The organism is Bradyrhizobium cosmicum (assembly GCF_032290525.1).
In the GTDB taxonomy this organism is placed as follows: Bacteria; Pseudomonadota; Alphaproteobacteria; order Rhizobiales; family Xanthobacteraceae; genus Bradyrhizobium; species Bradyrhizobium cosmicum_A.
Window position 1 is genome coordinate 23,549 of record NZ_JASXTA010000034.1, and the last position, 16,454, is coordinate 40,002.

Sequence of the window (16,454 nt, forward strand, 5' to 3'; positions counted from 1 at the left end):
TTATCGCGGCGCATAACAGCCTTGCGGCCCTGCGTGCTTGTTGGCCTATTGGGCCTTGACGCAAGGCGCCCGGCTCGCAAGATGCGCGCATTCTTTCCCGCCCCTCCGGAGCTCGTCTGTTTCCATGTCGCTGTCCCCCGAAGCCCGCAAGACCCTCGCCGGCATCACCACTGCCACCATCACCACGGTCCTGCTGAAGAAGGGTCTGCGCAACGTGTGGATGCGCGGCGCGCGGCCGCTGCGCCCGGGCCTGCCGCGCCTGGTCGGGCCGGCTTTCACGCTGCGTTTCGTGCCGGCGCGCGAGGATCTGGCGACGCCGGAATCCTGGTCGTCGCCGATCTCGACGCGCACCGCGATCGAGGCGATGCCGGAAGGCTGCATTGCCGTTGTGGACGCCATGGGCATCACCGATGCCGGCATTTTTGGCGACATCCTCTGCGCGCGCATGATGAAGCGCGGCGTCACCGCGCTTGTCACCGACGGCGTGGTGCGTGATGTCGAGGGGACGCTCGGCACCAACCTGCCGGTGTGGTGCGATGGCTATGCCGCGCCGCCATCGGTTGCTGGCCTCACCTTCGTCGGCTGGGGCGAGCCGATCGGTTGCGGCGGCGTTGCCGTGTTCCCGAACGACATCGTGGTCGCCGACCAGGACGGCTGCGTGTTGATCCCACAGGCGATGCTCGACCACGTCCTCAATGAGGGCGTCGAGCAGGAGCGGATGGAAGCCTGGATCGTCAACGAGGTGAACAACGGCGCGGCGCTGCCGGGCCTGTATCCCATGAACGCCGAGACCAAGGCGCGCTACGCGGCCAGCAAGAAGTAACAGAAGCGAGGACCCCATGGAGATCACTGTCGCAGGCACGCGGCCGACCCGCCGCGCGCCCAAGGAAAACTTTACAGGCACTGTGTGGCAGGACCCCGTGATCATGGCGCCCGCGCCGGCACGGCTGAACTGCTCCCGCGTCTCGTTCGAGCCGGGCGCGCGCACCAACTGGCATCACCATCCGCTCGGGCAGACGCTCTACGTGATCTCGGGCGTCGGGCGCGTTCAGACCAAAGGCGGGCCTGTCATCGAAATCCGTCCTGGCGACACCGTCTGGATTCCACCGAACGAGCTGCATTGGCACGGCGGGTCGCCGAACAACGGTATGACCCATATCGCCATGCAGGAAGCGCTCGACGGCGTCTACTCGACCTGGCTGGAGCCGGTGAGCGACGCGGAGTACGGGGCGGCGGTCGGCTAATGTCGCGTGCCCCGGACAAGACGCATCGCCCCGTGGCGATGCGTCGCCGATCCGGGGCCCAGAACTTTTGACGGCATCAAGACTGCTGGGTCCCGGCTCTGTGCAGCAACGCTTCGCGTCGCTGCCTGTCCGGGACACGACAGCTTACATCCGCTCGGCGGTCCACGTTCCCGTGCACATGGCGCCGCGCCAGGTGCCGGAGCCCGAGGTGCCGCTGAGCCGACCGAAGCCGACGGCGCGCTTGATGCCGGTGCTCAAGGTGACGTTGATGCTGCCGGCATCCGCCACGCGGCCCGACGCCGTCACCATTGCACTGCTCGAGGCGATCTGGCCGTTGTTGATGCCGATTGCGACGGTTGATCCGTTGCCGCAGGTCTGGCTCGACGATGAGATCCGGACATTCCATGCGCCGTCGAACGTGCTTGCGCTGGCCTGGGTTGCCGGCAACGCAACGGCGACAATGGTGGCGAAAAGACACTTGCGAAAGCCGTTCATGACACGCCCCTGTGGGTTGACCATGCGGGATCGTGTCATGGACGCGGAAACGGCGATGTGAGGGCTGTCACGCGCACCAGGTTCTGCGTGAGGTGGCGCACCTTGCGGCAACACGGCTCCCAACGCGAAAAGCAAAGGGCCCGGATCACGGGCCCCTTGTCGTCGTCAGGCTGTCGAACCCCGCCTCAGTTCACACGCGTCCATGTCTGGCCGCCGCAGAACATGCCGCCAAAGGCGCAGCCCTGCACGCGCAGGCGGTCGGTGCCCTTCATCGCGATCGTGGAATCGTAGGTCGAGCCGCTGTTGGGATCGAGGATGCGGCCGGACCATTTTTGGTCCTTGCCGGGTTTCATGTTGATCAAAACCTGTTCGCCGTTCTGGTTCGATTTGCTGTCGACCGAATAGCCGCAGAGATTGCTGCCGCATTGCTCGATGCGGACCTTGCCTTCCTTCTCCTCGGTCAGCCAGATGCCGAGCGGCGAGTTGAGATCGCGCGTCGGAGCGGCTGCGGGAGCCGGTGGCGCGACGGCGGGGGACTGAACGGGTGCGGCGGCAGGCGCCGGTGCGGGAGGCGGCGCCGGGGGCGCGGGCGGAGCAGCGGCTATTGTCGGGGCAGGCGGCGGAGGCGGCGCGGGCGGCACCGCGGCAACCGGGGCTGCGCTCGGAGCGGGTTGCGGCGGCGGCACCAGCGCGTCTTGGGCTGGAGCATTGTTTGCGGTGGTGGCCGAAGGTGCCGGCGGGGCCGAAGGCGCTGCGGCCACGGGCGCTTGAACAGGGGCCTGCTCGGCCGCCGGAGGCATGGCGACGGGGGCGGGCGCCGGCGCGGGATTAGCCGGCGTCTGCGGATCGGCCTTGGCCTGTTCCGGGTCCGCTTTCGGAGTTCCCTTGGTATCGTTCTTGGCTTTCTTGGCCTTGCCCTGGCCGGTATTGTCGTAGACGCCGGGAATCTGCACCGTCCCGCGGTCCGGATCGATGCGGATGGTGCGCCCGCCATATTCGAAAGTGTACTGCGCCTGGGCAGCTGTGCTCGCCAAAAGGAATGCGGCCGTAGCCAACAGCTTCCTCATTTCGCATCTCCTGAACAGGTGGTCCCCGAACCGACGCTTACGCCCCGGTTCGATCGCAAAAAGTGATCTAGATCACTGTCGTCCGTATGAGTCGCGCTCCGGCGGTTTCGGGTTCAATAACGCCGAACTCGGTCCAGAGTTGGACGGACGATCAGGATGCGACCAGCTGCCGCGACGGACGTCCAGCTACTTCCCCGGACAGCGCGAATTTGCGGCCTGCTCGGCGCGAGCGAGGGCGGCTTTGTTGGCCTTGTCGGTGTGAATCTCGACTGCGTCAAAGAGGCAGGCTTTCTCGCCATTGATCGCGAACACCGAGAGTTCCTGGACGTCGCGCTCGTCGTCACCGACCCGGCTCCAGGTGCGGATCACGGCGGCCTTCGGGACGCCGGAGCGCATGATCCACTGGACCTTGTCGCCGAACACCTGGCCGGCACCGCGCCATTGCGCCGTCGGCTTCACTAGCTTTTCGATCGAGCGCCTAGGCGCGATCGTGAGCGAGACGATGTTGCCTTCGTCGGCGAAACGTATCACGTACCCGGCCGGGCCGGGACAGGTCCATACACTGAGCCCGTCCCCGGATTCGTCCTTGCAAGCAGGGCCGGTCGCGGGTGTGAACGGCGTCTGTCCGGATGCGGCGCCAGCCCCGGCCATGGCAAGCGCCGAAGCGAACGCGATCATGAGGCGCATGATGTGCCTGCTAGTCGAACCAGGCGGCGTAGATTTTCCTGTAGCTGCCGTCTTCCCTGGAAATGTGCAGCCATTGGTCGACGAAAGCCTTCAGTGCCATGTCGCGCTGGAGCCAGTAGGCCTTCTCGGAGAAGTCGAACGGCTTTTCGGGGTGTACCGCGCAGAGCACGCCGGCGTGTTGCTTCTGCTGATAGCGGGTCTCGGAGGCGTCCGTCATCATCAGGTCGGCATTGCCCTTGGCGATCTCGTCGAAGATCACGGTGTTGTCGGGGAACACGGTGATGTCGGCGTCCTTGATGTTGGCGCGCGCAAAGCGCTCGTTGGTGCCACCGGGGTTGACGATCACGCGGGTGCCCTTCTTGTCGATATCAGGAAGCGTCTGGTACTTGCCGACATCGGCGCAGCGGGTGATCGGCGTCTTGCCCTCGCGCATGATCGGCGTCGAGAACAGGCCCTTCTTCTGCCGGTCGAGCGTGACCGAGACGCCGCCCATGGCGATGTCGAACTGGTCGGCTTCGAAATCCTTCATCAGCTTCGGCCAGGCCGTCGGGACGAATTCGACCTTGACGCCGAGCGCCTTGCCGAGCGATTCCGCCATGTCGACGTCGAAGCCGCTGAATTGCTGGGTCGCCTTGTCGAGATGGGTGAAGGGCTTGTAGTCGCCGGTCATGCCGACGCGCAATGTGCCGCGCTTGACGATCTCGTCGAGGCGCGAGGGCACCGGCTGCTGCGCATATGCCGAAAAGTTCGCCAGCAGTGCCACGGCCAAAGCCGTCAGGATTCGAACGGTCATCTCTTTTCTACCCATGCCCGAGCTGTCATTGTGCAGCTCTTGAGATGTGATTTAGACCAGATGCCAGTTCCTGGCGAGACGGAATTGAAGGGAATCTTGAGGTGACGATTTCGATGTACGAGGCCTCGGTCGGCCTCTTCGTGCCTTACCTGCGCAACCTGTCCGTCCTGCTCGATAAGGGCGTCGCCTATGCGGAGGCCCGCAAGTTCAACCCGACGGTCCTGCTCGGGATGCGGCTGTCGCCGGACATGTACGATCTGGCGCAGCAGATCGGCGAGGCCTGCCGTCATGCCACCGTCGCGCCGGCCTTGCTGGCGCAGTGCGAGCCGGTGACGCTGCCGGCGCTGGAGCACGACATGGCCGGGCTTCAGGCGCGCATCGCGACATCCATCGAGTTCATCGAGAGCCTGCCGCGCGCCGCGATCGATGCCGCGGCGGAGCAGAATGTCTTCTTCAGGCTGAAGAACGGCACCGAGCTGCCCTTCACCGGGCGGACGCTGCTGCTGACGTTCAGCGTCCCACAGTTCTTCTTTCACGTCACGACGGCCTACGACCTGTTGCGGCACGCCGGCGTCGAGCTGGTGAAGAAGGATTATCTCGGGAGGAGGTAGCGGCTTGGTGTTTACCTCTCCCCAGCGGGGAGAGGTCGGGTGAGGGGCCGCAACGCGCAGTGAGACCTTAAGCCCTCACCCGGATCGCATCTTCGATGCGCTCCGACCTCTCCCTTCGTGAGAGGTGTACGGAGGCCTGGGGCGAGAGATAATTCTTACGCTTCGCCCTTCCGCTCGTAATCGGCGAGCGAGCTGCGGCCGGCGATCTCGCTGCGCAGCAGCTCGAAGCGGCGGTGTGCCTCGTGTTCCTGCGCATCGACGAAGTGCACGGCGGCTTCGCTCGTCATCGGGCCGCTGACCACGGGCGCGGATTGTTCGCCGATGGTCTCGTGAACGTAGAACTGGCCGTCGTCGCCGCGATGAACGGTCCATTTCAGGCGGATCGCCACCATCGGTCCGGGACCGACCTTGCTGTAGCCGTCGGCATCGGTGTGCTCCGGCACCAGCGGCTGCTCCTCGACCACCGGATGCTCGTCGACAATCGGATGCTCGTCGGCAACCGCATGCTCGTCGGCCGCCACGTGCTCACCGGAAAGCACCATTTCTGTCACGGTCACCGTCTCGGTCTCGCGGACGACGAGGACGGGCTCGGGGTGCTCCAAAATGCTGGCGATGGTCGCCAGCGCGTGGTCGGTCGGGTCGATCTCTGACAAGGGTCCATCCTCCAGCTCGACGCGGTCGGCAAGTCTGTCCCACTGCCGCCGCGGCCGGGCTTATTACGCGGGTTTGATTAAGGCTGAGTTGGGGCTCGATCTGCACCAAAATGGGACGCATTCTGGCGTTCCGAAGGCGTGCGGCTTGTCTGCCCGCCTTCGGATTTCCTCAGCCGAGCACGTCCTGATTGATGATGTTCTGCTTGATCGGATCGCCGTCCAGCACACTCAGGATGTTGCGCGCCGTCTGCTCGCTCATGCGGCTCACCGCCTCGACGGTGACGCCAGCAACGTGAGGAGCCATGATGACGTTGGGCAGCGCGAACAGCGCGTTGCTGACCGGCGGCGGCTCCACCTCGAACACATCGATGCCGGCACCGGCAATCTTGCCTGAGACCAGGGCGTCGTACAGCGCGGCCTCCTTCACGATGCCGCCGCGCGCGGTGTTGATGAGATAGGACTTTGGCTTCATCCGGCCGATCCGCCCCGCATCGAACAAGCCGACGGTTTCCGGCGTCTTCGGGCAGTGGATGCTGACACAGTCGGCCTGGGGCAGGGCTGCATCGAGATCGGCGACGGGCTCGCAGCCCGCGGCCTTGATCTCGGCGGCGGGTTTGTAGGGATCGTAGACCTGCACGTTCATGTCCATCGCGAGGCATCGCTTGGCGGTGCGGGAGCCGATGCGGCCGAAGCCGATGATCAGCACGGTCTTGCCGTAGAGATCGAACGGCAGCATGCCGAGCCGGTCGGCCCATTTGCCGTCCCTGACGCAGGCGTGCATCTCATTTGCGCGCTTGGCCAGCGTCAGCATCATGAACAGCGCCGCTTCCGCCACCGAAGGCGAATTCGCGCTGCCCGCGATCATCAATGGCACCTTGCGGCGGGAGAGGGCGGGCACGTCGACGGCGTCGTAACCGACACCGATGCGGGTCACCACCTTCATGTCCTTGGCCGCTTCGAGCTCGGTCTCGCCGAAGGCGGTGGCGCCGAGCGCCACGCCGTGGACCGGCGCATGGCTCTTCAGCAACGCCTCGAAATCCTTCGCCGAGATCAGGTTGGGAAACTCGACGAGCTCGATATCGTCCCGCTGGGTGAGGAGGGCGCGTGCCCCTTGCGACAAAGTTTGCGTAACGAAAATCTTCTTCTTGTTGGTCGCCATCGTCTCCTGCCTGCGCGAGTTTCTTGGACCGGCGTCATAACACGGCGCCGGTCGCCTCGTTTAGCAGGTGCATATTGTTGAGGTCCATCGCCAAACGCATGGGAGCTCCGTCCTTGGCGCCGGCATTGGGATCGACGCGGCCGCAGACCGGCGTGCCGTCGAGCCCGAAATAGACCAGCGTCTCCATCCCCATCGGCTCGGTTACATCGAGCACGGTGTCGAAGGTCTCGACGCCCGGCCCCAGATGCGCATGCGACTCGGTGAGATGCTCGGGCCGGATGCCGAGCAGCAGCTTGTCCTCGCGCGGCATCGCGTTGTAGCGGGCGGCGCGGGCCGGCGGCAGCGGGAAGGCGATGCGGTCGGAGAGCCGGATCCGGAGCGTGCCGCCGACGTCCTCGAGCCGGCATGGAATGAAGTTCATCGCGGGCGAGCCGATGAAGCCGGCGACGAAGCGCGTTGCCGGCTTGTGGTAGAGCTCGTTCGGTGTGCCGATCTGCTCGATCCGCCCCTTGTTCATCACCACCACGCGATCGGCCAGCGTCATCGCCTCGACCTGGTCGTGGGTGACATAGACCGTCGTGGTGCGCACCTTCTGGTGCACCTTCTTGATCTCGATCCGCATCTGCACGCGCAGCTTGGCGTCGAGATTGGACAGCGGCTCGTCGAACAGGAAGACCTTCGGATTGCGCACGATGGCCCGGCCCATGGCGACGCGCTGGCGCTGGCCGCCGGAGAGCTGCTTCGGCTTGCGGTCGATCAGCTCGGTGATGTCGAGTAGGCGGGCGGCTTCCGTGACCCGCGCCTTGATCTCGGCCTTCGGGTAGTGCTTCAGCCGCAGCCCGAACGACATGTTCTCGGCGACCGTCATGTGCGGGTAGAGTGCGTAGTTCTGGAACACCATCGCGATATCGCGGTCCTTCGGCGGCACATCGTTGACGACGTCGCCGCCGATCATGATGTCGCCGTCGCTGATGTCCTCGAGGCCTGCGATCATGCGCAGCGTCGTCGACTTGCCGCAGCCGGAAGGCCCGACCAACACGATGAACTCATGGTCGGCGATGTCGAGGTCGATGCCGCGCACGGCTTCGACATCGTCGTAACGCTTGACCACCTTCCGCAATGCAACGTCAGCCATGAGACATCAACCCTTTGTCGCGCCGGCGGTCAGGCCGGCAATGTAGTAGTCCATCAGGAATGCGTAGATGATCAGCGGCGGCGCGGCGCCGAGCAGCGCGCCGGTCATGATCTGTCCCCAATTGAACACGTCGCCCTTGATCAGCGTGGTGGTGATGCCGACCGGCAGCACGAGCTGGTCGATCGACGTGGTGAAGACCAGGGGATAGAGGAACTGCGCCCAGGACACCGTGAAGGCGAAGATCGTCGCCGCGATCAGCCCGGGCAGCGCCACGGGAATGAAAATCCGGGTCAGGGTTTGCAGCCACGAGGCGCCATCGATGATGGCGGCTTCATCGAGTTCCTTCGGGATCGAGGCGAAATAGCCGATCATGATCCAGGTGCAGAACGGCACCGTCAGCGTCGGATAGACGAACAGCAGCACGTACCAGCGGTTGAGCAGCGTGATGCCGGTAATGTCCTGGACCGCGGCGAGCATCTTGAACAGCGGGATGAACAACAGGCTGTCCGGAATGAGATAGGTGAGGAACACCCCTGTCGCGAGCGTCGTCGAGCCCCAGAACTTCATTCGCGCCAGCGCGAAGGCCGACGGGATGCTGATCAGCATCGTGATGATCACGACCACGATCGACACCATCGACGAATTCCAGAAGAAGCGCAGGAACTGGTTCGAGGTCAGAAGCTCGACGTAGTTTGACAGCGTGGGGTGGAACACCCACCAGGGATTGGTCGCAGCCGAAATCTCCGCGCTGCTCTTGAGCGAGGTGATCAGCATGTAGAGCGGCGGCGTCAGCGAGAAGATCGCGAACAACGCGAGAAAGAAGTAGGACCAGCGCAGCGCCCAGGTGCGGTCGCGGCTCATGCTGCCAAGCTTGACCTTGCGCGTTGGTCCGGCCTTGTCGATTGCAAGCGTGCTCATCAGGCTTCGTTCCCGCGTTTGGAGACATCGCGAAGGATGAAGATCGCCGCGATCGCGAGGATCGGCACCATGAACAACGAGACGCTGGCGCCGAGCGGAATGTCGCTGCCCTCGATGCCGACCTTGAAGGCCCAGGTCGCAAAGATGTGGGTCCGATCCAGCGGACCTCCCGACGTCAGGATCCGGACGATATCGAAATTGGCGAAGGTGACGATCAGCGAGAACAGGGTCGTGATCGCGATGATGTTGCGCATCATCGGCAGGGTGATGTGCCAGATTTTCTGCCACCAATTGGCGCCGTCGATCGCCGCGGCCTCGTAGAGCTGGTCGGGTACGGATTTCAGCGCCGCCAGATACATGATCATGAAGAACGGTGCGCCGTACCAGACGTTGACGAGAATGACCGAGAAGCGCGCCCACGCGGTATCGCCAAGCCAGTTGATGGGGCCGATACCGAAGAAGGAGAGCGTGTAGTTGAACGCGCTGTAGGAGGGATCGAACAGCCACAGCCAGGCCAGCGTGCTCATCGCCGGCGGGATCACCCAGGGTACCAGCAGCATGCCGCGCCATTTGCGCTGGCCCTTGGCCGGAATGTTATGCACGAAATGCGCGACGATGAAGCCCATCAGCGCCTTGAAGAACACGGCGGTGACCGCGAAAATGCAGGATTGCTGCACCACCATCCAGAACGTGTCGCGCTTGAACAGGAAGGTGAAATTACCGAGGCCGACGAACTTCTGCATCGACTTGTTCAGGGAGGCGAGGTGGACGGAGTAGATCGCAGGATAGAGCACGAGCAGCGCAATCAGGAGGATCAGCGGCAGCGTCAGCAGGAACGCCGCCGTCGATTTTCGTCCCATCGCTTTGCGGAGACTCGTCCGTTTGCGGGCGCCTGGCGCACGAACCACGCGACCTTGCTCAACGACGACGTCGGCCATGACAGATCTTCCTTGAAGGATATCGAACGCGAAGCCGGCCCCGTCGGTCGGCTTCCTGTGGCGGAGGGCCGGAACCTGGAGCTGCGCCAGCGGCTCACGCCGAAGCGTGAACCGCCATGGCACATCCCCCGGCTAGCTCCTCATGAAGCCCTCGCACTCGCCCTCTGCCCAGGCGAGCGTGGTCTCCATCTTCTCGCCTTGCGCAAAACGCAGCGCCATCTTGGTCAGCGTCGCCTGGAAGTAGATCTGCTGCGCGATCTTGGGCGGCGCCGGAGACGCCGCGATCGACAGCGTCTGATGATTGTAGGGATTCGGATAGTGGAAGAGCGTGCCCTTCGGCGGTCCTTCCTCCGCCCAGGTCTTCAGCGTCGTCATGTTGGCATAGGCGGGCAGATCGTAGCCGCCGCTCGCCGCAACGAATTTCTCGATCGATGACGGCTGTGACAGATGCGCGAGCAGGCTCTTGCCGGCTTCCTTGTTCTTGCTGAAGCTCCAGAGGCCCCAGAAATAAGGAAGGTAGGGCGCGAAGCGCCCCTTTGGCCCTGCGGGGAAACCGTGGGTCCAGCACTGCTCGGCGACCTGAGGTGCGTCGCGTCTGGCGACGGCCCAGGCACTCGGTGGATTCAGGATCATGGCGCCGCGACCGGAGATCAGCCATTTGTTGTTCGAGGCGTCATCCCAGGACGGCGCGTCGGGCGGCAGGAAGGCAATCAGCTTCTTGTAGTATTCGAGCGCCTGGCGAACCGCGTCGGTCTTCACGGTGACGTCGCCCTTGGCGTTGACGAGCTCCGCCCCGAACGACTGGAAGATCGCACCGGCCGTGTCGACGCTGTCGGTGGTTTCGCCAAGTCCGATGCCGAAGGGGACGCCGCCCTTCTGGCAGGCTTCGGCCGCCTTCAGGAATGTGTCCAGAGTCCAGTTGTCGGCTTTTGGTGGCCCCCCAACCGGATACATCTCCTGCACGTCAATGCCTGCGTGCTTCTTCATGAGGTCAATGCGGGAGCAGGGCCCCTTGATCTGGCTCCCCGGGGTAGCGGGGATGGCGAGCCATTTGCCGCCGGCCTGGCCGAGATATTTGACGGTGCCGTTGACGTCGCCGTTCTGCTTGATGAGCGGCTCCATGACGTCGTTGAGCGGCTCGAGATTTTCGGCGTAGGCGTGCGGCCACCAGGTCGGCATCTGCAGGATGTCGTGGCCGGATTTGGCCTGGGCTTCGGCTGCGACTGTGAGCTGGATCTTGTTGTTGTTGCTGGTGATGTAGTCGATCGAGACTTCGACCTTCTCCTTCTCGCCCCATTCCTTGACGAGGGCGGTGGAGGCATTGTTGGCGCCGGGCACCCAATGGTCCCAGAAGCCGATCGAGATCTTGCCGGCGGCGTAAGCGCCCCGGACATAGGGCGCGGTGATCAGCGCCGCGGAGGACATTGCAGTGGCAGCCACAAATTGACGTCGCGTCAGTGTCTTGCGTGACATCTCGTTTCCTCGCTTGGGTGTTTTATTGTTGTGGTGTTTCCATTCCCGAGTTTTGATTTTGTCGTTGGCGTTTCTTGTTGGCGTTGCTTGTTGATGCCGTCGCGCCGCCAAATCGTGCGACGCGCAGCAAATTGGTAGCGCGATCAGATCATGATTGATGGCGTCTGTCGAGGAAGCCGAACGGCTCGCCGTCTAGAACTAACGTTGCGTCCGGGACCGCGGTAGCGTCGCCTCGCGACGCGTGCCGGACGTGAACCTTCGCCGCTCATTTTGCGACGCACACTTCGGGCCGCGAGCACGGGACATCCTCGTGCGCAATTACGCCGCAGTTTCGAATAAGCCTCTATAACCGCTTCGCGCGAAACAGTTTTCGGGCGTGGACAGCAATTGGCTGCGTCTGGACCTCGATGTGGCGAAAACGATACAGTTTCAACCGGCGGGTGGCTCCCACCCGGACAGGATGATCGGATCGACGATGGAGACCAGAATGATCAACCCGGCGCCGCCTGCGCGGCTTCACCTGCGGTGGTGGTTCGCGCTGGGCTCCGTGCTCGCGCTGCTGCTCGGCGCAGCCGCGGTCGCGCATGCACAAGGCCTGGTCAAGGGCGTTCAGGAGGGGGCCGCGGCCGGCAACAAAGCGGCCGGTCCCGTCGGCGGGGTGCTGGGCGGTGCGATCGGCGGCGTAGTCGGCGTCTTCACCGGTGTGCTCGGCGTCAACAACAATAGCAACCAGGCGCCGCCGCCAGCGGCCAAGGATGCGAGCAAGGACGCCAGCAAGGATTCCAAGTCCGGTGCCGGCAAGGACAAGGATGCCAAGAGCGCCAAGGAGACCGCAAAGGCGGGCAAAGGCGCCAAGGCGACCAAGGAAGCCAAGAACGCGCCTCAGGACAACAAGGGCAAGGACGTCACCGTCCTGACCCAGCCCGGCGCGCCGCAACAGACCGCCGAGCAGATCGTCGCCAACAGCGATTCCTATATCGAGCGCATCAAGACCGAACTGAACCTGACGCCCGAGCAGGAGAAGCACTGGTTCGGCTTCTCGAGCGCCATGCACTATCTGGGGCATAATGGCGCGGAGCGGCTCAACCTGCGGGTTGCCCGGGCCAAGCGAGACCCGCCGGACGATATCATCGAGCAGATGCGCAACGAGTCGCAATTCCTGATCGACCGCGCCGCCGACCAGCGCAACGTCGCCGATGCCGCCGAACCGCTTTATTCGAGCCTCGACGACAAGCAGAAGCAGGTCTTCATCCAGGAGATGGTGCGCCTCAGCCACGAGCGCGGGCTGGATTGATCAAGTTGAATCCGACAGCGGGCGTCCGAATTAACGGCACCCGCCACGAATTCGTGAATCCTCTCCGCATTTCGGTTATGCTTAGCTTCGCAAGCTGAGTGCGGGGTTGATATGGCGGACGGACTCTCCGTTTTCCTGGTCGAAGACGAGGCGTTGATCCGGATGATGATCGCCGACATGGTGGAGGAACTCGGCCACCATGTCGTTGCGGAAGCGGACAATGTCCGGGACGCGAGCGCCTTTGCGATGACCGCGCAATACGATTTCGCCATCCTCGACATCAATCTGAAGGGTCTTTACGTCGATCCCGTCGCCGACCTGATCGAGCGCCGCGGAAAGCCGTTTCTGTTCGCCACCGGCTACGGGCCGGAGCTGCTGCCGTCTCTGCTTCGGCGCCGCCCGATCCTGCGCAAGCCGATTTCGGTCGATCAGCTCAAGATGATGATCGACTCGTTGTTTCCGGACGCGATTGCCAAAGCTCCTCACTGATATCGCCAACGAAAACGGCCGCCCGTGAGGCGCGGCCATTTCGCGAAGGAATCTGCGGCAGATCAGGCCGAACGAGGCGACCAGGCCGCGAGCTTTCGATGGATCGTTAACGGAATCGCAATCGGCCGCGCGTTGGCGCGAGTGGCAGTTAGCCCTGCAAGTGTCAGTTGCGGCCGTTCCTGAGCACCGTGGCGATGGTGTGGGCCGTCATGGCCGCGCGATCCGAGGCGCGCTGCGCGGCCAGCCGATCGCGCGCCCTCTCCTCGATCAAGAGCTCGATCAGGGCCAGCCGCTTGTCGTCATCGTCCGCCTCGGCCAACAGGCGGTGATAACGGTGATAGTCGAAACCCAGATCCTGCTTACGCATGTCACGCCCCCGCAACTACGCCACACACTCGGCGAATTGTTTCTCATCGGACGCAAACGGGCAAGCACGATCCTGCGTGGAACCGCGCGTGCGATGCATCAGCTGTGCATGACTGGAACTGGATCGAGGCCCCGCGCCTCAATCCGGATTGTGGTCGGCGAACATCTTGAGGCCGAGGAAGCTCGCATCGGGCTTGGTGACCAGCCGGGTCGGGATGTTGCGCAAGTAGTCCTGGAAGCGTCCCTTGGCCTCGAAGCGCGCGCGGAAGGCCGAGGCCGCAAGGAACTCCGGAAAGCGCGGCGCAATGCCGCCGGCAATGTAAACGCCGCCGCGCGCGCCAAATGTCACGGCGAGATTACCCGCAACCGAGCCGAGGACGGCGCAGAACATGTCCAGCGTCGCGCGGCTGACCTGGCAGCTTCCTTCCAGCGCCGCCTTGGTGATGGCGGCCGCATCACGGTGCGGCACCTGGGCGCCGTCGACCTCCGCCAGCGCTTCATAGAGACTTTGTAGCCCGAAGCCGGAGAGCGCGCCGCGCTCGATGGAGACATGGCCGAGGCGCTTGCGCAGACACGCGATCACGCGCTCTTCGCGCTCGTTCTCCGCCGGCAAGGTCGCGTGCCCGGCCTCGGTGACGACCGCGAGTCGTGCGCCATGGCGCTCGACCAGACAGGAGACGCCAAAGCCGGTTCCGGGGCCGACCACCAGCAGCGGCTCTCCGGGAAGGCCATCCTGCCCGCCGAGCGGGATCAGGTCGGCGGGCTGCAAGGCCGGCAGGGACCACGCCACCACCTCGAAATCGTTGAGCACATGCACGCTGTCGAAGCCGAGGGCCGGCTGGAGCTCGTTGCCGTCGATGACCCACGGGCTGTTGGTCATGACGCAGCGGTTGTTGGTCACGGGTCCCGCGACAGCCAGCACGGCTCGTGCGGGCGGCCCGCCCGCGGGTTGTCGGGCGAGAACGTCGGTGATGGCCTCCCGAACGGTCGGGAAGTCGGCGACCTTCACATAGTCGATCGGGCCGGTCGGATCGCCGTTGCGCGAGTCGCTCGGGCTCAGAGCGAAGCGCGCATTGGTGCCGCCGATGTCGGCGAGAAGAATTCGTCCTGTCTTGCCGATGGTCATGACCATGTGGCTGCCGCGCCATGCAGGCTTGCGGGAACCGTTTCCTCCGCTCCATTCCGATCCGCAGGATTGCGGACGGTATCCAGATTCCGTCCTTGGGCGAGCCTAGTCAACTCGGACGAGGCCAAACCGTTGCATTGTCGGTGGTTGCGAAGCGGCGCGGGAAGATCGACATTGGACGGGAGCGCTCCGGTGCCTGTCGCGCCGCAGGGCGGAATTGGGACCTTGCAATGAAGATTTCCGACCGCGACGTGCTGCTGGTGATCGACGTGCAGAACGATTTCTGCACCGGTGGAGCGCTTGCCGTCCCAGGCGGTGAGAAGGTCGTCCCCGCCATCAACCGGATCGCCCAAAAATTCACCAATGTCGTGCTGACCCAGGACTGGCATCCGGGGGACCACGTCTCCTTCGCGCCGAATCATGCGGGCAAGCAACCGTTCCAGACCATCGAGCTCGACTACGGCACCCAGGTGCTGTGGCCGACACACTGCGTGCAGGGCACGGCGGGCGCCGAATTCCACGCGGGGCTCGACGTCGCCAGGGCGAACCTTGTGGTGCGCAAGGGCTTTCGCCGGGGCATCGACTCCTATTCCGCGCTATTCGAGAACGACCGCAAGACGCCGACGGGCTTGCTCGGATACCTGCACGAACGCGAGTTGAAGACCGTGTTCATTGCCGGCCTGGCGTTGGATTTCTGCGTCCGCTTCTCGGCGGAGGATGCCCGAAAGGCCGGCTTCGAGGTCGCGGTCATCGAGGACGCATGCCGTGGCATCGATCTCGACGGCTCCGTGGCCGCGACCCACCGGAGTTTTCGCGAGCGCAGCATCTCGGTCGTCAGCCTCGAAGCGTTCCTGTGAGGATTGCGGGATAGCGATGGTGGGAAACAGCGGCAAACGGCAGGGCGGACCGGAGCATTCCCCGGATGATCCGCTGCTGTGGCCGTTCGCGGCGGCACGGCTCGCGATGGACGCCTGTTTCTGGTGGATCGATCGCGGCTCGCCGGAGTCGGCCGACAGCGCGCTGTCGTGGACGACGCCGAATGCCGTCGCGCTGGAGCTCACGACCATGCGTCTGCGCGATTGTACGCGGGCGCGGTCCGGCCACCCGGCCCTGGTCTGTGCGCCCTATGCGCTGCATCGTGCCCTGATTGCAGATTTCGCGCCCGGCCACAGCGTGGTGCAATCCCTGCGAGAGGGTGGCATCGAACGGGTTTATCTCACCGATTGGCGTTCGGCCGCACCTGGCATGCGCTATCTCTCGATCGATAGCTATCTTGGCGATCTCAACGTCGCTATCGACGAGATCGGCGCGCCGGTCGATCTCGTCGGCCTGTGCCAAGGCGGCTGGCTGTCGCTGCTCTATGCCGCGCGCTTTCCCGCCAAGGTACGGCGGCTGGTGCTAGCAGGTGCGCCCGTTGACCTCTCGATTGACTCTGCGCTGTCGCGGCTGGCGCGTAGCACGCCCGCGGCGGTTTACGACCAGCTCGTCGCGCGCGGCGGCGGCAATGTCAGCGGCGAGGAGATGCTGCGCCTCTGGTCGAAGGCGCCGAGCCGCGAGGATATCGCGGCGGCGTTGCAGAAGGATATCTCGGACGAGGAGGGCGCAGCACTGCTCGCACGGTTCGACCGCTGGAATACCGAGACGCTCAATCTGCCCGGCACCTATTATCTGGAGATCGTCAACTGGATTTTTCGGGAGAACCGGATCGCCAGCGGAAACTTCACGGCCCTCGGTCGGAAGATCCATCTGAAGGACGTCAAGGCGCCCGTCTTCTTGTTGGCGGGGCTCGGCGACAACGTCGTGCCGGCTGCGCAGGCACTGGCCACCGCCGGTCTGCTCGGCACGCCGCCGGCCTTCATCGCGGCGGCCTCCGAGCCCAGTAATCATCTCGGCCTGTTCATGGGGGCGCACACCCACGCCCATGCCTGGCCCCGGATCGCCGAATGGCTGCGCGACGATCTCTCCGGCGTGCTGGCCCGCAGCGCCTGACTTGGCCAGGGGCGGCC

Annotated in this window: 19 protein-coding genes; 7 read left to right on the forward strand and 12 right to left on the reverse strand. The window is 64.3% G+C overall.

The genetic code is table 11. The features are described 5' to 3' along the window. Window positions 1–124 precede the first annotated feature (124 nt). Together QSV46_RS36095 and QSV46_RS36100 are read left to right on the forward strand one after the other, a co-directional pair. A complete protein-coding gene (locus tag QSV46_RS36095) occupies window positions 125–823 on the forward strand; it encodes a ribonuclease activity regulator RraA (protein WP_129275559.1) in 699 nt (232 codons plus the stop codon). Window positions 824–839: 16 nt separating this feature from the next. Continuing rightward, window positions 840–1,244 (forward strand): cupin domain-containing protein, encoded by a 405-nt coding sequence (locus tag QSV46_RS36100; protein WP_314963011.1) that lies wholly within the window; start codon window positions 840–842, stop codon window positions 1,242–1,244. A gap of 144 nt (window positions 1,245–1,388) precedes the next feature. On the opposite strand, the gene QSV46_RS36105 is transcribed toward QSV46_RS36100, so the two are convergent. The 4 genes from QSV46_RS36105 to QSV46_RS36120 all read right to left on the reverse strand — a co-directional run bounded on the left by QSV46_RS36105 (window position 1,389) and on the right by QSV46_RS36120 (window position 4,286). Next, window positions 1,389–1,739: a hypothetical protein gene (locus tag QSV46_RS36105; RefSeq protein WP_314963014.1), complete on the reverse strand. Its 351-nt coding sequence runs from the start codon at window positions 1,737–1,739 to the stop codon at window positions 1,389–1,391. Between the two features lie 185 nt (window positions 1,740–1,924). Further along, window positions 1,925–2,806 carry a DUF2147 domain-containing protein gene (locus QSV46_RS36110; protein WP_314963018.1) on the reverse strand — a complete coding sequence of 294 codons (882 nt, stop codon included), beginning with the start codon at window positions 2,804–2,806 and terminating at the stop codon, window positions 1,925–1,927. Window positions 2,807–2,992: 186 nt separating this feature from the next. Beyond that, window positions 2,993–3,493, reverse strand: coding sequence for a hypothetical protein (locus tag QSV46_RS36115; RefSeq protein WP_314963020.1), 501 nt, complete (start codon window positions 3,491–3,493; stop codon window positions 2,993–2,995). Between the two features lie 10 nt (window positions 3,494–3,503). Further along, window positions 3,504–4,286 (reverse strand): transporter substrate-binding domain-containing protein, encoded by a 783-nt coding sequence (locus QSV46_RS36120; protein WP_314963022.1) that lies wholly within the window; start codon window positions 4,284–4,286, stop codon window positions 3,504–3,506. A gap of 113 nt (window positions 4,287–4,399) precedes the next feature. Between QSV46_RS36120 and QSV46_RS36125 the strand changes: the two genes are divergently transcribed. Continuing rightward, a complete protein-coding gene (locus QSV46_RS36125) occupies window positions 4,400–4,897 on the forward strand; it encodes a DUF1993 domain-containing protein (RefSeq protein ID WP_314963088.1) in 498 nt (165 codons plus the stop codon). A 155-nt stretch (window positions 4,898–5,052) separates the two neighbouring features. Here the strand turns inward: QSV46_RS36125 and QSV46_RS36130 are convergent, their stop codons facing one another. The 6 genes from QSV46_RS36130 to QSV46_RS36155 all read right to left on the reverse strand — a co-directional run bounded on the left by QSV46_RS36130 (window position 5,053) and on the right by QSV46_RS36155 (window position 11,173). Next, window positions 5,053–5,550, reverse strand: coding sequence for a hypothetical protein (locus QSV46_RS36130; RefSeq protein WP_314963025.1), 498 nt, complete (start codon window positions 5,548–5,550; stop codon window positions 5,053–5,055). 169 nt (window positions 5,551–5,719) lie between these two features. Beyond that, window positions 5,720–6,709, reverse strand: a complete 990-nt coding sequence (locus QSV46_RS36135) for a hydroxyacid dehydrogenase (protein ID WP_314963028.1) — start codon at window positions 6,707–6,709, stop codon at window positions 5,720–5,722. Between the two features lie 34 nt (window positions 6,710–6,743). Further along, window positions 6,744–7,844, reverse strand: a complete 1,101-nt coding sequence (locus QSV46_RS36140) for a sn-glycerol-3-phosphate ABC transporter ATP-binding protein UgpC (RefSeq protein ID WP_314963030.1) — start codon at window positions 7,842–7,844, stop codon at window positions 6,744–6,746. A 6-nt stretch (window positions 7,845–7,850) separates the two neighbouring features. Beyond that, window positions 7,851–8,762, reverse strand: coding sequence for a carbohydrate ABC transporter permease (locus QSV46_RS36145; RefSeq protein ID WP_314963033.1), 912 nt, complete (start codon window positions 8,760–8,762; stop codon window positions 7,851–7,853). Continuing rightward, complete coding sequence (locus QSV46_RS36150) at window positions 8,762–9,700, reverse strand: sugar ABC transporter permease (RefSeq protein WP_314963036.1); 939 nt, start codon at window positions 9,698–9,700, stop codon at window positions 8,762–8,764. Before QSV46_RS36150 ends, QSV46_RS36145 begins: the two co-directional genes overlap by 1 nt. A 132-nt stretch (window positions 9,701–9,832) precedes the next feature. After that, entirely contained in the window at window positions 9,833–11,173 is a 1,341-nt protein-coding gene (locus tag QSV46_RS36155; protein ID WP_314963037.1) for an ABC transporter substrate-binding protein, read from the reverse strand. 487 nt (window positions 11,174–11,660) lie between these two features. Between QSV46_RS36155 and QSV46_RS36160 the strand changes: the two genes are divergently transcribed. Both QSV46_RS36160 and QSV46_RS36165 read left to right on the forward strand, forming a co-directional pair. After that, entirely contained in the window at window positions 11,661–12,467 is an 807-nt protein-coding gene (locus QSV46_RS36160) for a Spy/CpxP family protein refolding chaperone (protein ID WP_314963040.1), read from the forward strand. A gap of 111 nt (window positions 12,468–12,578) precedes the next feature. After that, complete coding sequence (locus QSV46_RS36165; RefSeq protein WP_314963042.1) at window positions 12,579–12,956, forward strand: response regulator; 378 nt, start codon at window positions 12,579–12,581, stop codon at window positions 12,954–12,956. 163 nt (window positions 12,957–13,119) lie between these two features. Here the strand turns inward: QSV46_RS36165 and QSV46_RS36170 are convergent, their stop codons facing one another. Continuing rightward, window positions 13,120–13,323, reverse strand: a complete 204-nt coding sequence (locus QSV46_RS36170; RefSeq protein ID WP_314963046.1) for a hypothetical protein — start codon at window positions 13,321–13,323, stop codon at window positions 13,120–13,122. Window positions 13,324–13,461: 138 nt separating this feature from the next. Next, window positions 13,462–14,448: a glucokinase gene (gene glk / locus QSV46_RS36175; RefSeq protein WP_314963090.1), complete on the reverse strand. Its 987-nt coding sequence runs from the start codon at window positions 14,446–14,448 to the stop codon at window positions 13,462–13,464. A 230-nt stretch (window positions 14,449–14,678) separates the two neighbouring features. On the opposite strand from glk, the gene pncA reads away from it, so the two are divergent. Next, window positions 14,679–15,305 carry a bifunctional nicotinamidase/pyrazinamidase gene (gene pncA, locus QSV46_RS36180; RefSeq protein ID WP_314963049.1) on the forward strand — a complete coding sequence of 209 codons (627 nt, stop codon included), beginning with the start codon at window positions 14,679–14,681 and terminating at the stop codon, window positions 15,303–15,305. Window positions 15,306–15,321: 16 nt separating this feature from the next. Then, window positions 15,322–16,437 (forward strand): alpha/beta fold hydrolase, encoded by a 1,116-nt coding sequence (locus QSV46_RS36185; protein ID WP_314963052.1) that lies wholly within the window; start codon window positions 15,322–15,324, stop codon window positions 16,435–16,437. The last annotated feature ends 17 nt before the right edge of the window (window positions 16,438–16,454 follow it).

What these genes read in the sequence shown, in the direction of transcription:
- QSV46_RS36095 (WP_129275559.1), top strand. Translation starts at nt 125, where the DNA reads ATGTCGCTGTCCCCCGAAGCCCGCAAGACCCTCGCCGGCATCACCACT.
- QSV46_RS36100 (WP_314963011.1), top strand. Translation starts at nt 840, where the DNA reads ATGGAGATCACTGTCGCAGGCACGCGGCCGACCCGCCGCGCGCCCAAG.
- QSV46_RS36105 (WP_314963014.1), bottom strand. Translation starts at nt 1,739, where the DNA reads ATGAACGGCTTTCGCAAGTGTCTTTTCGCCACCATTGTCGCCGTTGCG.
- QSV46_RS36110 (WP_314963018.1), bottom strand. Translation starts at nt 2,806, where the DNA reads ATGAGGAAGCTGTTGGCTACGGCCGCATTCCTTTTGGCGAGCACAGCT.
- QSV46_RS36115 (WP_314963020.1), bottom strand. Translation starts at nt 3,493, where the DNA reads ATGCGCCTCATGATCGCGTTCGCTTCGGCGCTTGCCATGGCCGGGGCT.
- QSV46_RS36120 (WP_314963022.1), bottom strand. Translation starts at nt 4,286, where the DNA reads ATGACCGTTCGAATCCTGACGGCTTTGGCCGTGGCACTGCTGGCGAAC.
- QSV46_RS36125 (WP_314963088.1), top strand. Translation starts at nt 4,400, where the DNA reads ATGTACGAGGCCTCGGTCGGCCTCTTCGTGCCTTACCTGCGCAACCTG.
- QSV46_RS36135 (WP_314963028.1), bottom strand. Translation starts at nt 6,709, where the DNA reads ATGGCGACCAACAAGAAGAAGATTTTCGTTACGCAAACTTTGTCGCAA.
- QSV46_RS36140 (WP_314963030.1), bottom strand. Translation starts at nt 7,844, where the DNA reads ATGGCTGACGTTGCATTGCGGAAGGTGGTCAAGCGTTACGACGATGTC.
- QSV46_RS36145 (WP_314963033.1), bottom strand. Translation starts at nt 8,762, where the DNA reads ATGAGCACGCTTGCAATCGACAAGGCCGGACCAACGCGCAAGGTCAAG.
- QSV46_RS36150 (WP_314963036.1), bottom strand. Translation starts at nt 9,700, where the DNA reads ATGGCCGACGTCGTCGTTGAGCAAGGTCGCGTGGTTCGTGCGCCAGGC.
- QSV46_RS36155 (WP_314963037.1), bottom strand. Translation starts at nt 11,173, where the DNA reads ATGTCACGCAAGACACTGACGCGACGTCAATTTGTGGCTGCCACTGCA.
- QSV46_RS36160 (WP_314963040.1), top strand. Translation starts at nt 11,661, where the DNA reads ATGATCAACCCGGCGCCGCCTGCGCGGCTTCACCTGCGGTGGTGGTTC.
- QSV46_RS36165 (WP_314963042.1), top strand. Translation starts at nt 12,579, where the DNA reads ATGGCGGACGGACTCTCCGTTTTCCTGGTCGAAGACGAGGCGTTGATC.
- QSV46_RS36170 (WP_314963046.1), bottom strand. Translation starts at nt 13,323, where the DNA reads ATGCGTAAGCAGGATCTGGGTTTCGACTATCACCGTTATCACCGCCTG.
- glk (WP_314963090.1), bottom strand. Translation starts at nt 14,448, where the DNA reads ATGACCATCGGCAAGACAGGACGAATTCTTCTCGCCGACATCGGCGGC.
- pncA (WP_314963049.1), top strand. Translation starts at nt 14,679, where the DNA reads ATGAAGATTTCCGACCGCGACGTGCTGCTGGTGATCGACGTGCAGAAC.
- QSV46_RS36185 (WP_314963052.1), top strand. Translation starts at nt 15,322, where the DNA reads ATGGTGGGAAACAGCGGCAAACGGCAGGGCGGACCGGAGCATTCCCCG.